This window comes from Micromonospora sp. C51 (genome assembly GCF_018070435.1).
GTDB classification, from domain to species: domain Bacteria; phylum Actinomycetota; class Actinomycetes; order Mycobacteriales; family Micromonosporaceae; genus Micromonospora; species Micromonospora sediminimaris.
In genome coordinates this window covers 270,451-286,826 of sequence record NZ_JAGPXQ010000004.1, presented here as the reverse complement: position 1 = coordinate 286,826, position 16,376 = coordinate 270,451, and the positions used below count along the sequence as shown (strand labels likewise).

General features: G+C 72.4%; 19 protein-coding genes and 1 riboswitch. Of the genes, 13 read left to right on the top strand and 6 right to left on the bottom strand.

Going from position 1 to position 16,376, the window contains the following annotated elements:
- The 7 genes from accB to KBX50_RS08225 all read left to right on the top strand — a co-directional run.
- On the top strand, positions 1 to 582 hold a 582-nt coding region (gene accB, locus KBX50_RS08255; RefSeq protein WP_210935975.1), incomplete at its 5' end, for an acetyl-CoA carboxylase biotin carboxyl carrier protein.
- 14 nt (positions 583 to 596) lie between these two features.
- The gene (locus KBX50_RS08250) at positions 597 to 1,976 is read left to right on the top strand and encodes an acetyl/propionyl/methylcrotonyl-CoA carboxylase subunit alpha (RefSeq protein WP_210935973.1); all 1,380 of its coding nucleotides are present in this window, start codon (positions 597 to 599) and stop codon (positions 1,974 to 1,976) included.
- Complete coding sequence (locus KBX50_RS08245) at positions 1,973 to 2,737, top strand: SRPBCC family protein (RefSeq protein ID WP_210935972.1); 765 nt, start codon at positions 1,973 to 1,975, stop codon at positions 2,735 to 2,737. Before KBX50_RS08250 ends, KBX50_RS08245 begins: the two co-directional genes overlap by 4 nt.
- Positions 2,730 to 3,128 (top strand): cupin domain-containing protein, encoded by a 399-nt coding sequence (locus KBX50_RS08240; RefSeq protein WP_203994724.1) that lies wholly within the window; start codon positions 2,730 to 2,732, stop codon positions 3,126 to 3,128. The genes KBX50_RS08245 and KBX50_RS08240 overlap by 8 nt, the downstream gene beginning before the upstream one ends.
- Positions 3,125 to 4,399: a beta-ketoacyl synthase gene (locus KBX50_RS08235; RefSeq protein ID WP_210935971.1), complete on the top strand. Its 1,275-nt coding sequence runs from the start codon at positions 3,125 to 3,127 to the stop codon at positions 4,397 to 4,399. Before KBX50_RS08240 ends, KBX50_RS08235 begins: the two co-directional genes overlap by 4 nt.
- 37 nt (positions 4,400 to 4,436) lie before the next feature.
- A complete protein-coding gene (locus KBX50_RS08230; protein WP_210935970.1) occupies positions 4,437 to 5,687 on the top strand; it encodes a beta-ketoacyl synthase N-terminal-like domain-containing protein in 1,251 nt (416 codons plus the stop codon).
- A complete protein-coding gene (locus KBX50_RS08225) occupies positions 5,684 to 6,007 on the top strand; it encodes an antibiotic biosynthesis monooxygenase (protein WP_210935969.1) in 324 nt (107 codons plus the stop codon). The genes KBX50_RS08230 and KBX50_RS08225 overlap by 4 nt, the downstream gene beginning before the upstream one ends.
- A 378-nt stretch (positions 6,008 to 6,385) precedes the next feature.
- Here the strand turns inward: KBX50_RS08225 and KBX50_RS08220 are convergent, their stop codons facing one another.
- Positions 6,386 to 7,315, bottom strand: coding sequence for a sialidase family protein (locus KBX50_RS08220; protein ID WP_210935968.1), 930 nt, complete (start codon positions 7,313 to 7,315; stop codon positions 6,386 to 6,388).
- A 111-nt stretch (positions 7,316 to 7,426) separates the two neighbouring features.
- Positions 7,427 to 8,047: an ABATE domain-containing protein gene (locus KBX50_RS08215; protein WP_210935966.1), complete on the bottom strand. Its 621-nt coding sequence runs from the start codon at positions 8,045 to 8,047 to the stop codon at positions 7,427 to 7,429.
- 87 nt (positions 8,048 to 8,134) lie between these two features.
- Between KBX50_RS08215 and KBX50_RS08210 the strand changes: the two genes are divergently transcribed.
- The gene (locus KBX50_RS08210) at positions 8,135 to 9,370 is read left to right on the top strand and encodes an MFS transporter (RefSeq protein WP_210935964.1); all 1,236 of its coding nucleotides are present in this window, start codon (positions 8,135 to 8,137) and stop codon (positions 9,368 to 9,370) included.
- Between the two features lie 200 nt (positions 9,371 to 9,570).
- Here the strand turns inward: KBX50_RS08210 and KBX50_RS08205 are convergent, their stop codons facing one another.
- Both KBX50_RS08205 and KBX50_RS08200 read right to left on the bottom strand, forming a co-directional pair.
- Entirely contained in the window at positions 9,571 to 9,744 is a 174-nt protein-coding gene (locus KBX50_RS08205) for a DUF397 domain-containing protein (protein ID WP_247673301.1), read from the bottom strand.
- A 29-nt stretch (positions 9,745 to 9,773) separates the two neighbouring features.
- Positions 9,774 to 10,187 carry an MmcQ/YjbR family DNA-binding protein gene (locus tag KBX50_RS08200; protein ID WP_210935963.1) on the bottom strand — a complete coding sequence of 138 codons (414 nt, stop codon included), beginning with the start codon at positions 10,185 to 10,187 and terminating at the stop codon, positions 9,774 to 9,776.
- A 141-nt stretch (positions 10,188 to 10,328) separates the two neighbouring features.
- Here KBX50_RS08200 and KBX50_RS08195 point away from each other — a divergent pair, with 141 nt between their 5' ends.
- Together KBX50_RS08195 and KBX50_RS08190 are read left to right on the top strand one after the other, a co-directional pair.
- The gene (locus KBX50_RS08195; RefSeq protein WP_374224585.1) at positions 10,329 to 11,426 is read left to right on the top strand and encodes an alpha-hydroxy acid oxidase; all 1,098 of its coding nucleotides are present in this window, start codon (positions 10,329 to 10,331) and stop codon (positions 11,424 to 11,426) included.
- Positions 11,427 to 11,511: 85 nt separating this feature from the next.
- Positions 11,512 to 11,772, top strand: a complete 261-nt coding sequence (locus KBX50_RS08190; protein ID WP_091088513.1) for a hypothetical protein — start codon at positions 11,512 to 11,514, stop codon at positions 11,770 to 11,772.
- A 95-nt stretch (positions 11,773 to 11,867) separates the two neighbouring features.
- On the opposite strand, the gene KBX50_RS08185 is transcribed toward KBX50_RS08190, so the two are convergent.
- Positions 11,868 to 13,304 (bottom strand): glycine hydroxymethyltransferase, encoded by a 1,437-nt coding sequence (locus KBX50_RS08185; protein WP_210935962.1) that lies wholly within the window; start codon positions 13,302 to 13,304, stop codon positions 11,868 to 11,870.
- 18 nt (positions 13,305 to 13,322) lie between these two features.
- A riboswitch (ZMP/ZTP riboswitch) is annotated at positions 13,323 to 13,412 on the bottom strand.
- A 90-nt stretch (positions 13,413 to 13,502) separates the two neighbouring features.
- Here KBX50_RS08185 and KBX50_RS08180 point away from each other — a divergent pair.
- The 3 genes from KBX50_RS08180 (at position 13,503) to KBX50_RS08170 (ending at position 15,827) form a co-directional block, all read left to right on the top strand.
- A complete protein-coding gene (locus tag KBX50_RS08180; RefSeq protein ID WP_210935961.1) occupies positions 13,503 to 14,372 on the top strand; it encodes a metallophosphoesterase in 870 nt (289 codons plus the stop codon).
- Between the two features lie 125 nt (positions 14,373 to 14,497).
- Positions 14,498 to 14,728, top strand: coding sequence for a hypothetical protein (locus KBX50_RS08175; protein WP_210936020.1), 231 nt, complete (start codon positions 14,498 to 14,500; stop codon positions 14,726 to 14,728).
- Positions 14,729 to 14,855: 127 nt separating this feature from the next.
- On the top strand, positions 14,856 to 15,827 hold the full coding sequence (locus tag KBX50_RS08170) for a DNA polymerase domain-containing protein (RefSeq protein WP_210935960.1): 972 nt from the start codon (positions 14,856 to 14,858) through the stop codon (positions 15,825 to 15,827).
- 4 nt (positions 15,828 to 15,831) lie between these two features.
- On the opposite strand, the gene KBX50_RS08165 is transcribed toward KBX50_RS08170, so the two are convergent.
- Positions 15,832 to 16,338, bottom strand: a complete 507-nt coding sequence (locus KBX50_RS08165) for an Lrp/AsnC family transcriptional regulator (RefSeq protein ID WP_210935959.1) — start codon at positions 16,336 to 16,338, stop codon at positions 15,832 to 15,834.
- Positions 16,339 to 16,376 lie beyond the last annotated feature (38 nt).

Below are 16,376 nucleotides of genomic sequence, written 5' to 3'. Positions count from 1 at the left end.
ACCGGGGGGGCCGGCACACCCGGCGCCCGCCCCGCACCGACGACCCCGACCGGCGACCGGACCGGGCACCTGACCGACGCCGCCGACCCGGAATCCGGCCGGTCCCGGCCGGCCGACGCCGCCCTGGCCGACCTGCGCCGACACGCCCAGCAGTTCATCGCCGAACTGGCCGACCCGGTGCGCCGGCTGCGGCTGCGTCTCGGCGACGCCGAGTTGGAGGTGGAGTGGGATCGGCCGGTCGGCCCGGGCGTACCGTCCGGCCCCACGGGCTCCGGCGTCACTCCCGCCCTCCGCCCGCCGACCGAACCACCCGCGGCCCCGCCGTCGGCGAGCCCCACCACCCGCACCAGCGTCCGCTCGCCGATGGTCGGCACCTTCTACCGGTCGCCGCAGCCGGGTGCGGCGCCCTTCGTGGCCGTCGGCGACCAGGTCCGACCCGGGCAGGTCGTCGGCATCGTCGAGGCGATGAAGCTGATGAACGAGATCGTCGCGGACCGGCCCGGCCGGGTCGTCGAGATCCTCGCCGCCGACGGACAGCCGGTGGAGTACGACCAGCCACTGGTCGCCCTGGACCCGGCGTGAGGGGTGGTGCGCTGATGTTCTCCAAGGTGCTGATCGCCAACCGGGGCGAGATCGCGCTGCGCATCCTGCGTGCGTGCCGGGAACTGGGTATTCGTACCGCGGTGGTCTACTCCACGGCGGACGCCGACTCGGCGGCCGTGCGGCTGGCCGACGAGGCCGTCCGGATCGGCCCCTCGGCCAGCCGGCGCAGCTACCTCAACGCCGCAGCGGTGGTGGAGGCCGCCCGTAAGGTCGGCGCCCAGGCGGTTCATCCGGGCTACGGCTTCCTCTCGGAGGACGCCGATTTCGCGGAGATCTGCGCGGACAACGGGCTGACCTTCGTCGGCCCGCCGCCACATGTGATGTCCGTGCTGGCCGACAAGTCCTCCGCCCGGGCGCTGATGAGCCGGGCCGGGCTACCGCTGGCACCGGGTGCCGTGCAGCCGGTACCGACGGCCGCCGAGGCCGCGGCCCTCGCCGCCGAGGTGGGCTATCCGGTCATCATCAAGGCCGCCGCCGGGGGAGGGGGCCGAGGGATGGCCGTGGTCCGTGCCCCGGCGGACCTACCCCGGGCGTACGCGCGCACCCGGGCCGCCGCCCAGGCCGCCTTCGGCGACGACCGGGTGTACGTCGAGCGCTACCTGACCGACGCTCGGCATGTCGAGGTCCAACTGCTCTGCGACTCGCACGGCAACGGCGTGCACCTGGGTACCCGGGACTGCTCGGTGCAGCGCCGCCATCAGAAACTGGTCGAGGAGGCGCCCGCCCCGGCGCTGTCCCCGGCGACGCTGGAGGCCATCGCCGGCACCGCTCTGCGCGGTGCCCTCGACGTCGGGTTCACCGGTGCCGGCACGGTGGAGTTCCTGGTCGACGCGGAGGAACGGTTCCACTTCCTGGAGATCAACTGTCGGATCCAGGTGGAACACCCGGTCACCGAGATGATCACCGGGATCGACCTGGTGCACGAGCAGCTCCACGTCGCCGCCGGCACCCCGCTGCGCTGGCGTCAGGACGACATCCGGTTCACCGGAGTCAGCGTCGAGTGCCGGGTCAATGTGGAGGATCCGGATCGGGACTTCGCCCCGACGCCCGGCCGGCTGGACCGGTTCGTGCCACCCGGCGGCCCGTTCACCCGGGTCGACACCCACGGTCATGCCGGCTACCTGGTGGGTCCGCACTACGACTCGCTGCTGGCGAAGGTCGCGGTCTGGGCCCCGGACCGCGACCTGGCGTTGAGCCGGCTGGACCGCGCGCTCGGCGAGTTCGACATCTCCGGACCGGGGATGCGGACCACCATCCCGTTCGTCCGGCGGGTGCTCGAAGACGCCGAGTTCCGCAAGGGGCGTCACTCCACCGGGCTGGTGGACCGCCTGATCGCCGCACCGAAACCCGCACACCCGAGGAGGAAACGATGACCGTCACCGACGGCGGTTCGCTGACCGCGGAGATAACCGACATTCTGGTGAGCAACTGCGGCCTCGACCCGGATGCCGCCGCCCGCGCGCCGGCCGCCTCCCTGGAGGAGCTGGGCATGGACTCGCTCGCCCTGCTCGAACTCTCGGCCGTGGTCGCCGACCGGTGGCAGGTGAGCATCCCGGAGCAGGCCGCGCAGTGGAGCATCCCGGCCGTGGCCGACCTGGTCGCCCGCCGGGCCGACCCGCCGGGGCACACCGAGAACAGCGTCGTCATCGCCGCCCCGTTGGAGCTGGTCTGGTCGGTGACGAACGACGTGGCGAGCTGGCCGGACCTGTTCACCGAGTACGCGCGGGCGGAGATCCTCGACCGGAACGGCGACACCGTCCGGTTCCGGCTCACCATGCATCCCGACGAGAACGGCGTGGCCTGGAGCTGGGTCAGCGAACGCACCGCGGATCCGGCCAGCCGACAGGTGCACGCCCGCCGGGTGGAGACCGGCCCGTTCGAGTACATGCGGATCCGCTGGACCTACACCGAAGAACCCGACGGTGTCCGGATGACCTGGGTGCAGGACTTCGCCATGAAACCGACCGCACCGGTGGACAACGCCGGGATGACCGAACGGATCAACACCAACAGCGTGGTGCAGTTGGCCGTGATCAAGGAGCGCGTCGAGCGGCTCGCCCGGGACCGGACGACCACCCTGACCAGTACGGCGTCGGCGACCGGTACGAGCGCGACAGGAGCAGATGATGAGTGAACTCGCCCTGGTGGCCGCCCGGGACGTGCCCGCCGACCGCCGTCGCGGTGGCGAGCTGCGTGTCCTGCTCGGTCCGCGTACCGTCGGCAGCACCTCGGGTTTCATGGGGGTGGCCACCATGGCGCCGGGGGAGCGGATCGCCGAGCACTACCACCCCTACAGCGAGGAGTTCCTCTACGTCGCCCGGGGCGCCATCACCGTCGACCTGGACGACGAGCCGGTGCCGTTGGCGGCCGGCGAGGCGTTGTTCGTGGCCCGCAACGTCCGGCACCGGCTGCGCAACACCGGTCATCTCCCCGCCGAGGTGGTCTTCCACCTCGGACCGCTGGCTCCGCGCCCGGAACTCGGCCACGTCGACACCGAGCTGGTCGAACAGCGGGACCGGTCGTGACCAGCCGCCGCACCGTGGTGACCGGCGTCGGGGTGGTGGCCCCCGGTGGGGTGACCCGGGACCGGTTCTGGAAGAGCATCACCGAGGGCCGTACGGCGACCCGGCGGATCAGCTTCTTCGACCCGTCACCGTTCCGGTCGCAGATCGCCGCCGAGTGCGACTTCGACCCGGACGCCGCCGGACTGACCCCGGCCCAGCGGCAGCGCGCCGACCGGTACGTGCAGTTCGCGCTGGCCTGTGCCGCCGAGGCTGTCGCCGACAGCGGGCTGGACCTCACCGACGCCGAACGCGACCGGGCCGGGGTGGTGCTCGGCACCGCGGTCGGCGGCACCATGGCGCTGGAGCAGGAGTACGTGACGGTAAGCGACAGCGGCCGGCGCTGGTTGGTCGACGCGGCACTCGGCGGCCCGTACCTCTACCCGGCGCTGATGCCCAGCAGCCTGGCCGCCGACGTGGCCTGCCGCCACGGCCTGCACGGTCCGGCCCAGGTGATCTCCACCGGCTGTACCTCCGGCATCGACGCCATCGGGTACGCCCACCAGCTCGTCGTCGACGGCGAGGCCGACATCGTGCTCGCCGGGGCTGCCGACTCGCCCATCTCACCGGTCACCGTCGCCTCGTTCGACGCCATCAAGGCGACCAGCCCGGACAACGACGACCCGGCGCACGCTTCCCGTCCCTTCGACGCCGACCGGCACGGTTTCGTACTGGCCGAGGGGGCGGCGGTGCTGGTGCTGGAGGAGGCCGGACACGCCGCGCGGCGCGGCGCGCACGTCTACTGCGAGGTGGCCGGCTACGCCAGTCGCAGCAACGGATACCACATGACCGGGCTGCGACCCGACGGCCTGGAGATGGGGCTGGCCATCACCGACACGCTGCGGCAGGCCCGCCTGGCACCCGAGGACGTCTCCTACATCAGCGCCCACGGCTCCGGTACCCGGCAGAACGACCGGCACGAGACAGCCGCGTTCAAACGGTCGCTCGGATCGGCGGCCTACCGGGTACCGATCAGCTCGATCAAGTCGATGGTCGGGCATTCACTGGGTGCCATCGGCGCCATCGAGATGGCCGCGTGCGCGCTGGCCATCGAGTTCGGAGTGGTGCCGCCGACCGCCAACTGGGCCACCCGGGATCCGGAATGCGACCTGGACTACGTGCCCAACGAGGCCCGGGAGGTGCCGGTGGACGTGGCGCTCTCGGTGGGCAGCGGCTTCGGCGGCTTCCAGTCGGCCATGCTGTTCCGCCGGCTGGCCCGGGACGTGACACCGTGAGCACGCGTCGGGTCCGGACGGTCGTCGAGGTGACGGCGTGACCGGCGGGCGGGCAGTGATCACCGGCGTCGGGGTGGTGGCGCCCAGCGGCGTCGGCGCGGACGCGCACTGGCGTACGGTCCTGGCCGGCCGCCGCCGCACCGGTCCGATCACCCTGTTCGACGCCGCCGGGTACCCGACCCGTCTCGGCGGTGAGGTGGCGGACTTCGACCCGGCCCGGTACGCCGAGAATCGTGCTCTGGTGCAGACCGACCGGTGGACCCATCTCGGGTTCGCCGCCACCGCGCTGGCGCTGGCCGACGCCGGACTGCCGGAGCGGGCCACCGACCCGTACGGCTGGGCGGTGACCCTGGCCAGCGCCTCCGGCGGCAACCTGTTCGGCCAGCGGGAGCTGCAACGTCTCTGGTCGTCACCGTCGCGCACGGTCGGCGCGTACCAGTCGATCGCCTGGTTCTATGCGGCCAGCGTCGGACAGCTCTCCATCCGGCATCAGGCGAAGGGGCCGTGCGGGGTGTTGGTGGCGGAGTCGGCGGGCGGGCTGGACAGTCTGGCGCACGCGGTGCGGACCGTGCGGCGTGGCGCCTCGGTGGTGCTCGCCGGGGCGACCGAGTGCCCGCTGAGCCCGTACGCGCTGGCCTGTCAGTTGCGGTCCGGCCTGCTCAGCGAGGTGGCCGATCCGGAACGCGCCTACCGGCCGTTCGACGCCACCGCCAGCGGCTACCTGCCCGCCGAGGGAGGTGCGGTGTTCGTGGTGGAGGAACTGGACCACGCCCGAGCGCGGGGGGCGCGCAGCTACGGCGAGGTGACCGGCTGGGGCGCCACCCACGACGCGGCGCACACCACCTCCGACAGCGCCGGTGACCCGCGCCAGTACGCCCGCGCGATGCGGCTGGCCCTGGGCCGGGCCGGCGTCGAGCCGGACGAGGTGGACGTGGTGGTCCCCGACGCGCTCGGGGTGCTCCGCTACGACCGGGCCGAGGCGAGCGCCCTGCGTGCCGTCTTCGGCGCCCGCACGCCGCCGGTCAGTACCCACAAGGAGTTGACCGGGCGGGCGCATCAGGGCGGGTCGGCGCTGGACGTGGCCACCGCCCTGCTCGCCTTCGCGCACGACACACTGCCCGCCTCGGCCGGCCCGGATGTCGTGGCCGAGGGGTGTGAGCTGGACTTCCTGCGGGCCCCCCGCCGCCCGCGTACCCGGGTGGCGCTGGTCTGCGCCCGAGGTTTCGACGGATTCAACAGCGCGCTGGTGTTGCGCGGTGCGCCACCAGCCGGAGAGGAGGGGCGATGACGCGAGCACGGGTGGTGTTCCTGGTCCGGGTGCCCGACGAGCGCACCGAGGACTTCCTGCGGGCCTACGAGGCGGTCCGGCACCTGGTCGCCGACGGGGTGCCGGGCCATCTCGTCGACCAGGTGTGTCGTTCATCGACCGACCCGGAGCAGTGGCTGATCACCAGTGAGTGGACCAGCCTGGCCGACTTCGAGGCGTGGGAGCGCAGCCCGGAGCACCGCGAACTGGTCCGGCCGATGCGGGAGTGCTTCACCGACGCCCGGTCCCTGCGTTTCCACATCCACGCGCAGACCCCGGTACCCGCCGGAACGCCTGGGTGAAAGGCGCACGCTCGGTGTCGAATCACTCACCGAAGGTCGACACACGGAATCGATCATCCTCGCCGGGTGGCCCGGCGACAATCCGGCCTGTTGCCCTTCTCCGGCATCCATTTGCATGAAGCAATGTCCACCGTGCCTGCCGTAGGGTTCCGGCAGTGCTCCGAGCAGGCGACCTGCGGCCGATTCGCGCCCGCAGCGACGCCGATGGTGAGGTGGGGATGTCATGACCGGACCGCTGTTCTCGCCGGGCGAGGCCGATCGGCGACCCCTTGCCGATCGGCCGACCCCGCGCCGATCTGCCGACCCGCGTCGACCGGCGCCCCTCCGCCGACCGGCCGAGCCGCGCCGCACCCCCACGCTGGACGTGGCCGCCGGGCCTCAACCCGACCCGAGCTCGACCTCGGCCAGGTAGACGCAGCTGCGCCCCTCGTGGGATGAGTAGTAGCTGACGTGCAGCCGCTCGTCGTGCCAGACCAGGCCGGGATAGCTGGAGTCGCCGCCGGAGGGCAGCGTCACCAGCTCCCGTAGCCGGCCCCGTGCCACGTCGACGGCGCAGATCGCGGTGCGCACCGCGCCGTCGTGCAGGCGTACGCCGGCCACCAGGGTGCCGTCGGGCAGCCGGCACAGCGTCGGCCCGCCCACGCGTACCCCGAGGTCCGTCCAGGTCCACTCCCGATAGGGCGGGCGGGCGCGGCCCAGCTGGGCGGTTGCCGTACCGCCGTCGCGCCGTAGCAGGCAGGTAGCGGTGCCGTCGGGATCGAAGACCAGCCCGGATTCGTTCGGATATCCGCCGGAGAACAAGGTCCGGACCACCGGTCGCAGGTCGAAGCCGTCCTCGCTGCGGTAGAGCCGGACGAACCGTGGCTCCCGGGTGGCGTAACCGATGCCGTACATCGCGTCGCCGCACCAGGCGGCCTGCCAGACCCAGACGTCCGGTTCGCCGACCGGTCGTGGTTCGTCCCACCGCTGACCGTCGTCGCTGACCGCGGTGACCGTCCGGAACCGCTTCGGCATGCCGGTCGCGGCGGCGGCGAGCAGTTGCAACCGTCCGTCGGGGCGCAGGACGAAGCGCGGATCGCGCAGATCGACACCGGCCTGGGCGAGGATGGCCGAGGTCTGCCAGGCCCGACCGTCCGAGGAGGTCAGCACCCGCAGGACGCCGTCGTCGGAGAGGTGCGACCGGCCCTGGCGGAACGCGCAGAACCAGTTTCCCGCGTACCGGACCAGGTCGGTGAAGGCGCTGTGCGGGGCGGTGTCACCGATACGGCGTAACGCGCGCACCTCGGTGGTCGCCGGACGGATGATCACGTGCGTCGACGGTACGCGGGGCGGGCGACGCCGGTGTGGCGGTTGGACGAACAGCTGACGAACGCGACAGCCCGGCGGTGGTCTACCGGTGGCGCTGTCCGGCGTCGGCGCTCACCGGCTCGCCCGGGTGCGGCGCGCGGCGACGTAGCGTCGGGCCTTCTCGCTGGTCCCGCAGTCGTCCATGCTGCACCAGCGTCGACTGCGGTTCTTGCTCTCGTCGGTGAAGACGAAGCGGCAGCCGCCGCAGCCCTTGATCCGGTCCAGCGGGCCGGTGGTGAGCAATCGGATCGCCGCGTGCACCACCGGGCGTAGTGGCCGGGCGGTGGTGTGGTCGTCCCGCCAGGTCCAGACGAAGCTGTCGGCCCGGTCGAGCTGCGCGTGAGCGAGCGCGTCAGCTTCGTCGTCGCGCAGCTCGGCCAGGGCGGACCTGCTCGGGCTCCGGCCGGTCGCCAGCGCCCGGAACACCTCGTCGAGCCGGTCGCGGGTACGCAGTGACCGCTCGTAGGTGGCCTGCGCGGCGTCCGGGTCGTCGTGGCGGAGACGATGCAACCTGGTCACCTCCGCGTCGGTGAGGGCGCCTGCGTAGCCGGCCCAGGCGACCAGCTCGGGATAGCCGGTGAGCACGTCGTCGTCGGGCGGCCCGACGGGTGGACCGCTGCGGGTGTTGACGAAGTCCAGCGCGAGGTTGCCGCCCACCAGGCGCAGCCTCCGGACACCCTCGAATGTTTCCATCAAAACAGACTTTACCAGTTGACCGTGGATCGAGAGCTCCCTAGTGTTACCTCCATAACCGATATAGACGGTAACGCTGGAGGGCGCATGGGACGCGGGCGGGCAACAGTGGTCCTGATCGGACTGTCGGGCGGCACCTTCCTCTACACCACCGCCGAGGCGCTGCCCATCGGGCTGCTGCTGCCGATGGCGCTGGACCTGGCCGTGTCCCCCGCGGACGTGGGCATGCTCGTCACCGCGTACGGCGCGGTGGTGATGGTCGCCTCGGTGCCGTTGACCGCGCTGGTCCGCCGCGTTCCTCGCCGGCCACTGCTGTCGGCGCTGCTGGCCGGCTTCGTCGTCAGCAACGCGGTGACGGTCTTCGCGAGCAGCTTCGCGGTGCTGATGGCGGCCCGGATGGCGACCGCGGCGACCCACGCCCTGTTCTGGGCGGTGGTGGTGCCGGCCGCCGCGGAACTGTTCCGGCCAGGGCTCCGCGGCCGGGTGGTCGCGGTCGTGTTCGCCGGTGGCAACGTCGCCCTGGCCCTGGGCGTACCCGCGGGAATCTGGTTGGGCGAGCGGGCCGGCTGGCGGGCCTCGTTCCTGGCGGTGGCCGGGCTCGGCGCGGTGGTGTTCGCGGTGGTGGCCGCGCTGCTGCCCTCGACCCGGCCCGACCAGGGGCACGCCACCCGGGGCGCGACTCCGGACGCGCGTCGCTTCTGGCTGCTGGTCACCGTGGCCGTGCTGGCCACCGCCGGTGCGATCGCCGCCTACACCTACATCGCCCTCTTCGTCACCGAGCACAGCGCGATGGCCGCGACCTCGGTCGGTGCCGTCCTGCTCGTCCGCGGTATCGCCAGCGTGTTCGGCATCCTCGCCGTCGGCGTGCTGGTGGATCGCAACCCCTGGCTCGCCCTGGTCGCGACGGTCGCACTCCAGTCGCTGGCCCTGGCCGGGCTGTACGCACTGGGCCACCGGCCCGCCGCGGCCGTCGGCCTGATCGCACTGGCCGGGCTGGCGTTCGCCGCGTTCACCGCGACCCTCGGCGGCCTCGTCCTCCAGGTGGCGCCGGGGCGCTCGGATCTCGCCGCCGCCACCGTGTCGGCCGCCGTCAACGTCGGCATCACCGGTGGCGCCTTCGTCGGCGGGCTGACGCTGCCGAGTCACGGCGTGCACCGCACGGTGCTGATCGGTGCGCTGCTCAGCATCGGTGCGCTGGTGCTGGCGCTCGGCGAGCGGCGTCTCGCCCACCCCGCCCTTACCGGGGACGCGCCGTCGGAGTCGCCCCCCACCGCAACGCCGGCGCTTGTTGCCCCGCGCTGCGCTGACCCGCAACTTCGCTGATACTGCTGCCTCGACGACGCCGGATGCAGCAGTATCCCTGAAAGTGCCGGGGAGCCCGGGCAGGGTGTTGTCCGGAGAGTCCGGCGGGGTGGGAGGGATGAGCACGCGCGTCGACGGTGTGCGGAGTGGGGGCGATACCTGTGTCGCGATGGGACGGACAGTTGCGGTAGCCCCTCCCGGTGCTGATGGCGGGGCGTTGGTCAGGCGTCGAGCGTGCCGGCCTTGATGCCCTGAGCGAAGCCGGCCCACCGGTCGGCGCTGAAGGACAGCAACGCGCCTTGCCGGTCCTTGCTGTCACGGATCTGGGCGTTGTGGTCGGCGTACCGAACTTCGACGCACGCGCCATTGCCACCGCTGTGGTGCTGGTGCGCCAATGGTTATCGAGCGCCTTCATGGCGTCTGCTCATCCCGAATCTTCTGCGGGTGGTGCCGTCTGCGGCTGGTACGCCGCGGCCAGCCGTTTCGGGGCACGGGCGTACCAGGCTTCGACGATCAGCTCGGTCAGCTCGGTGACGTCGATCCGCTCCAACCGAACCAGCACCGACGGGTAGCCGTCGAAGTGCGGCGTGGTGAAGAAGAGGTCAGGGTCGTCGTCGAGCAACGCCTCCTTGACGCCGAGGTCCGCCACCCGGACTCCGAGGATGGGACCGTCCGGCGCGGCCGAACCGAGGTCCTGGAGTTCCTTGCCGCGTAGCGGGCGCTCCCAGACGAACGGCTTGTCCTTCACCCGCCAGGCGGCCACCCCGTCGTAGGAGGGCCGTTCGCTGGTCTCCGGCAGGCCCAGCGCGATCCGGCGTACGTCGTCCCAACTGGCCACCCCCCCGACGGTACGCCAGGTGGCGCGCCCGGTGGGCCCCGCCGGGCGCGTTCGACTCCGCCCGGTCACCTCGCCGCGCCGGCGCCGATCCTCCGGCGCGACGGTGGCGTGGCGGGCGCCGGGTCGGCGATGGTGGACCGCATGGAGATCACGCCCGGTCCGACCCCGGTCTGCCTGGCCGACTTCGCCACCCTGGCCCGGACGGTGCTGCCGCCGCAGGTCTGGGACTACGTGGACGGCGGCAGCGGCGGCGAGGTGACCCTCGGTGCGAACCGCCGCGCGCTGGACCGGGTCGGCGTGCTGCCGAGGGTGCTGACCGGGGTGGCCACCCCGAGCCTGCGGACCCGGTTGCTCGGCCGCGAGTACGCGATGCCGGTGGGGGTGGCGCCCATGGCGTACCAACGGTTGGTGCATCCCGACGGCGAGTTGGCGCTGGCCGCCGCGGCCCGCGCCGCCGAGGTGCCGTATTTGGCCAGCATCCTCGGCAGCACACCGATCGAGCAGGTCACCGCCATCGGCGCCGAGGTCTGGTTCCAGCTGTACTGGCTGCGGGACCGGTCGCTGGTGGCCGACCTGCTGGCGCGGGTCCGCGCCGCCGGCTGCCGGGCACTGGTCGTCACGGTGGACGTGCCGGTGCTCGGCCGCCGTCTGCGGGACCTGCGCAACACCTTCCGGCTGCCGCCGGAGCTGGTCCCGGCGAATCTGCCGGGTGGTCGCGACGACCTGGCCCACGGCGGTACGCCGGGCGTCACCCCGCTGTCCACGCCGCACGACTCGCCCTTCGCTCCGGCACTGAGCTGGGCGGATCTGCGGTGGCTGGGGGAGAGGTGCGACCTGCCGCTGGTCGTCAAGGGCATCCTCGATCCGGCCGACGCCGTGCGGGCGGTCGAGGCGGGGGCGCAGGCGGTGGTCGTGTCCAACCACGGCGGCCGGCAACTCGACGGGGTCCCGGCCAGCGCCACCATGCTGCCCGAAGTGGTGACGGCCGTCGGTGACCGGTGCGAGGTGCTGCTGGACAGCGGTATCCGGGGTGGCATCGACGTGCTGCGCGCGTTGGCGATGGGTGCCGACGGAGTCCTGGTCGGTCGGCCGATGCTCTGGGCCCTGGCGGTCGGTGGGCAGCCGGCGGCCAGCACCGCGCTGGCCCTGCTCGCCGACGAGTTACGGGACGCGTTGGCGCTGGCCGGCTGTGCCGATCCGGCGACCGCCCGCGAACTGCGCACGGTGGCGGTGGACTGACCGGTACCGGTACGGCGACTCATCGCGTTCACCGGTTTGCAACCTGTGACCGCTGCCCTGCCGTCGTCCTGGGTGGACGGTCATAATGGGCGACATGGTTGCCTGGGAGTACGCCCTGCTGGTCCGCCGCTACCAGGGGCAGGGCCGCAATTTTCATGTCTCGTTCGTCTGGTACGGCCCGGACGGGTCGCGCAAGGACATCACGGCGTACGGCGACACCGCCATCGCGCATCTCAACCGCGCCGGACGCGACGGCTGGGAACTCGTCTCCGCCGCCGAGGACGTGAACAACGTGCAGGGCAGCACCGAGGTCCACCGCTACCACCTCAAGCGGCCGCTCGCCTGAGCCGGTCGCACCGTCGACAGTGGGACCGTTGGACACCGCACCAGCGGGGACCGGGATCGCGCCGGGCCGGGACGTCCGGCCCGGCGCGACCGTCGTCAGCCCAGCTCGACGTCGGGGTAGAGCGGGAAACCGGTGAGCAGCTCGCTGGCCTGGCGGCTGACCTTGTCCGCGAGGGCCGGGTCGAGGACGTACTTCGCCTTGGAGGCGGTGCCGTCCGGGCCGACCCCGGCACTGGTCTGGCTGAGCACGGTGTGGATCAGCTCGGCGGTGGTGTCCATCTCCGCCGTACCGAGCCCCCGGGTGGTCAGCGCGGGGGTGCCGATCCGGATGCCGGAGGTGTACCAGGCGCCGTTGGGGTCCTGCGGCACCGCGTTGCGGTTGGTGACGATGCCGGAGTCCAGCAGCGCCTGCTCAGCCTGCCGGCCGGTCAGCCCGTAGCCGGTGACGTCGATCAGCACCAGGTGGTTGTCGGTGCCGCCGGTGACCAACGTGGCACCCCGGCGCAGCAGGCCCTCGGCCAGCGCCTGCGCGTTGTCGACGATCTGGCGGGCGTAGCCGGCGAAGTCGGGTCGGCGGGCCTCGGCCAGGGCGACCGCCTTGGCGGCCATCACGTGCGGCAGCGGGCCGCCGAGCACCATCGGGCAACCCCGGTCGACCTGGTCGGCCAGTTCCGGGCCGCACAGCACCAGGCCACCGCGCGGGCCGCGCAGCGACTTGTGCGTGGTGCTGGTGACGATGTGCGCGTGCGGCACCGGGTCGAAGTCGCCGGTGAAGACCTTGCCGGCGACCAGGCCCGCGAAGTGCGCCATGTCCACCATGAAGGTGGCACCGACCGAGTCGGCGATCTCCCGCATGATCCGGAAATTGATCTTCCGGGGGTACGCCGAGTAGCCAGCGACCAGCACCAACGGGCGGAACTCCCGCGCCGCCTCGGCGACCCGGTCGTAGTCGACCAGGCCGGTGGCCGGGTCGGTGCCGTAGCTGCGCTGGTCGAACATCTTGCCGGAGATGTTCGGCCGGAAACCGTGGGTGAGGTGCCCCCCGGCATCCAGCGACATGCCGAGCATCCGCTGGTCGCCCAGCTCACGTCGCAGCGCGAACCAGTCGGCCTCGGTGAGGTCGTTGACGTGCCGCGCCTGGGCCCGCTGCAACGCCGGCGCCTCGACCCGGTCGGCCAGGATCGCCCAGAACGCCACCAGGTTGGCGTCGATGCCCGAGTGCGGCTGCACGTACGCGTGTGACGCGCCGAACAACTCCCGGGCGTGCTCGGCGGCGAGGGCCTCGACGGTGTCCACGTTCTGGCAGCCGGCGTAGAACCGGCGTCCGATGGTGCCCTCGGCGTACTTGTCGCTGAACCAGTTGCCCATGGCCAGCAAGGTCGCCGGAGAGGCGTAGTTCTCGCTGGCGATCAGCTTGAGCGACTCGCGCTGGTCGGCCAGTTCCGCGCCGATCGCGTCAGCGACCCGCGGCTCGACACCACGGATCACCTCAAGAGCGCTGCGGAAGGCGATGGATTCGGCGTTGCGCGGCATGCGACCTCCAGGTGACGTGCGGAAGGCCCAGGCGCTCGGCATGCGTCCTCGTGACGGGGCCGCTCCCCGATGGTTCTCCATCTCCATGCGCCAGTCACGGCCCGAGGGGATCCTACCGGGTACGCCCGCACGGCGGGCCGCAGCGCCGCCGGGCGCGGCCGGATCGACGCCCTTGATCGCTTCACTAGGATCGGAGGCATGGCGGGGACGGACGATGGTGGCAGTCTCCTGGCCATCAGTGACTTGCATGTCGGATATCCGGAGAACCGGTCGATCGTCGAGGGGCTGCGTCCCCGGACGCCCCAGGACTGGCTGCTCGTCGCCGGTGACGTGGGCGACACCGTCGCCGACGTGGAGTGGGCGCTGCGGCTGCTGACCGGCCGGTTCGCCCGGGTCGTCTGGTCGCCGGGCAACCACGAGCTCTGGACGCCGCCCGGTGACCCGGTGACGTTGCGGGGCGTGGCGCGCTATGCCCACCTGGTAGAGCTGTGTCGTGAGCTCGGCGTGGTCACGCCCGAGGATCCGTACCCGGTGTGGGAGGGGCCCGGCGGCCCGGTGACGGTCGCGCCGCTGCTGCTGCTCTACGACCACAGCTGGCGGCCGGACGGCTTCGACACGCCGGAGGCGGCGCTGGCCGAGGCGTACCGGACCGGCATCGTCTGCACCGACGAGGTGCTGCTGCACCCCGACCCGTACGAGAGCCGGTCGGCGTGGTGCGCGGCACGGGTGGCCGAGACCGCCCGCCGGCTCGCCGAACGCGATCCGGCGCTGCCGACCGTGCTGATGAACCACTGGCCGCTGGTCCGGGACGTGACGCGCGTCCTGCGGTACCCGATCTTCGCCCAGTGGTGCGGCACCGACGCCACCGCCGACTGGCACGTACGCTTCGACGCCGCCGCGGTGGTCTACGGCCATCTGCACATCCCGCGTACCACCTGGCACGACGGGGTGCGGTTCGAGGAGGTGTCGGTGGGCTACCCCCGGGAGTGGCGGACCCGTCGCGTCCCTGCGGGCCGGCTGCGGCAGATCCTGCCGCCACCGGACGGGGTGCCGCCGACGGCCTGGTGAACCGGCCCGGCCGCGACCACCCGGCGGGCTACCACGGAAACAGCGCCGCAGGCTGACGCGTGTGCCGCGGCCGACCGGGGGTATCCGGCCGGCAACCAACGAGCTGGAGGTGAGTCGTGGCCACCATGGTGCAGCGGCCGGACAGTCCGGTGAAGGACAAGAACTACGACCTGATCCACGCGTTGCAGATGTCGCTGGAGAACATCTGGCATCTGGAGACCTACATCGCCGACGCGGACGCCCGAGGCGACAAGGAACTCGCCACCTGGTTCCGCAAGATCCAGGAGAACAACCGCAAGGCGGGCGAGCAGGGCAAGCAGATGTTGGCCGCGCGTCTGCAACGCGAGAACGGCTGATCGGCGCGACGACGGCAGTTCCACCCGGTCTGGCCGGCGACGCCGCGGCTCGGCAGGTTGGACTCGTCGCGGCCCGGTGTCCGGCGGTGGCCCGCCGCGCCGGGCGCCGCGCCGTACCCTCTCAGGTGTGGCGACGGCGGCGGAGGAGATCCAGGTGGGGCGGCGGACGGTCCGCGTCACCAGCCCGGACAAGCCGTACTTCCCCGAGCGGGGGCTGACCAAGCTCGACGTGGTGCGCTACTTCCTCGCCGTCGGCGACGGCATTCTGCGTGCCCTGCGGGACCGGCCGACCATGCTGGAACGGTGGCCTCGCGGCGTGTTCGAGGGTGCGACCATCGCCACCCGCCAGGACAACCGGGGTGACGCGTTCTACCAGAAGCGGGTGCCGGCCGGCGCGCCCGACTGGGTGGGCACCGCCCACATCACCTTTCCCAGCGGACGCACCGCCGACGAGGTGGCGCCGGGGGAACTGGCCGTGGTGATCTGGGCGGTCAACCTGGGTACGCTGCGTTTCCATCCGTGGCCGGTGAGCAAGGCGGACGTGGAGCGGCCCGACCAGCTGCGCATCGACCTGGATCCGCTGCCCGGCGTCGGCTTCGACCAGGTGGTGCCGGTGGCCCACGAGGTGCGCGCCTTCCTCGACGAGTTGGGGCTGACCGGCTATCCGAAGACCACCGGCGGGCGGGGTCTGCACGTCTACGTGCCGATCGAGCCGCGGTGGAGCTTCGGCGACTGCCGCCGGGCGGTGCTGGCCCTCGGGCGGGAGATGCAGCGGCGCCGGCCGGATCTGGTCACCACCACCTGGTGGCGGGAGCAGCGGGACCGGCCGGTCTTCGTCGACTACAACCAGATGGCCCGGGACCACACGATGACCTCGGCGTACTCGATCCGGCCCACGCCGGCCGCGCTGGTCTCCGCGCCACTGGACTGGGCGGAGCTGGACGACGCGCGGCCGGAGGACTTCGACGTGACCACCATGCCGGTCCGGTTCGCCGATCGGGGCGACCCGCACGCGGGCCTGGACGAGCGCCGCTTCTCCCTGGCGCCCCTGCTGGAGCTGGCCGACCGGGAGGGCCTGGCCCCGCCGCCCGAGCGCTGAGCGGTCACTCCCACGGGCTGCGCACCCCGTCGTACTCCTCGAAGACCAGCCAGCTGCGGGTGGCGAGCACCCCGGCGATGCGCTGCACCCGGTCCAGCACCACGTCGCGCAGGGTGGCGTTGTCCGGCGCCCGGACCAGGGCGAGCACGTCGTGCTCACCGCTGAGCAGCGCCACATGTTCGACGTAGCGCACCCGGGCCAGCTCCGCCGACACCTCCCGCCAGGTGTTCTGCCTGATCGTCAGCGCGATGTACGCCGAGGTGCCCAGGCCGGCCGCCTCCGGGGCGACCCGCGCCGAGAAACCGGTGATCACCCCGTCCCGCAGCAGCCGCTCCACCCGGGCGTACGCGTTGGTCCGCGAGACGTGCACCCGTTCGGCGAGCGTCCTGATGGAGAGCCGACCATCCCGGGTCAGCTCGTCGAGGATGCGCCGGTCCACCTCGTCGAGGGGGACGGCCGAACGTCCCGTTCCGCCCCGCCGGTCCGCGTCCTCGGCGGCCTCCTGGCTCATCCTTGCCTCCTCCGGATGCCATTCATCCCGCGTTCACC

Bases quoted from the DNA above. Each gene is read 5' to 3' on its own strand.
- KBX50_RS08165 (WP_210935959.1), bottom strand. From the start codon at position 16,338: ATGAGCCAGGAGGCCGCCGAGGACGCGGACCGGCGGGGCGGAACGGGA.
- KBX50_RS08190 (WP_091088513.1), top strand. From the start codon at position 11,512: ATGGGCGACATGGTTGCCTGGGAGTACGCCCTGCTGGTCCGCCGCTAC.
- KBX50_RS08250 (WP_210935973.1), top strand. From the start codon at position 597: ATGTTCTCCAAGGTGCTGATCGCCAACCGGGGCGAGATCGCGCTGCGC.
- KBX50_RS08185 (WP_210935962.1), bottom strand. From the start codon at position 13,304: ATGCCGCGCAACGCCGAATCCATCGCCTTCCGCAGCGCTCTTGAGGTG.
- KBX50_RS08240 (WP_203994724.1), top strand. From the start codon at position 2,730: ATGAGTGAACTCGCCCTGGTGGCCGCCCGGGACGTGCCCGCCGACCGC.
- KBX50_RS08195 (WP_374224585.1), top strand. From the start codon at position 10,329: ATGGAGATCACGCCCGGTCCGACCCCGGTCTGCCTGGCCGACTTCGCC.
- KBX50_RS08180 (WP_210935961.1), top strand. From the start codon at position 13,503: ATGGCGGGGACGGACGATGGTGGCAGTCTCCTGGCCATCAGTGACTTG.
- KBX50_RS08175 (WP_210936020.1), top strand. From the start codon at position 14,498: ATGGTGCAGCGGCCGGACAGTCCGGTGAAGGACAAGAACTACGACCTG.
- KBX50_RS08215 (WP_210935966.1), bottom strand. From the start codon at position 8,047: ATGGAAACATTCGAGGGTGTCCGGAGGCTGCGCCTGGTGGGCGGCAAC.
- KBX50_RS08245 (WP_210935972.1), top strand. From the start codon at position 1,973: ATGACCGTCACCGACGGCGGTTCGCTGACCGCGGAGATAACCGACATT.
- KBX50_RS08225 (WP_210935969.1), top strand. From the start codon at position 5,684: ATGACGCGAGCACGGGTGGTGTTCCTGGTCCGGGTGCCCGACGAGCGC.
- KBX50_RS08210 (WP_210935964.1), top strand. From the start codon at position 8,135: ATGGGACGCGGGCGGGCAACAGTGGTCCTGATCGGACTGTCGGGCGGC.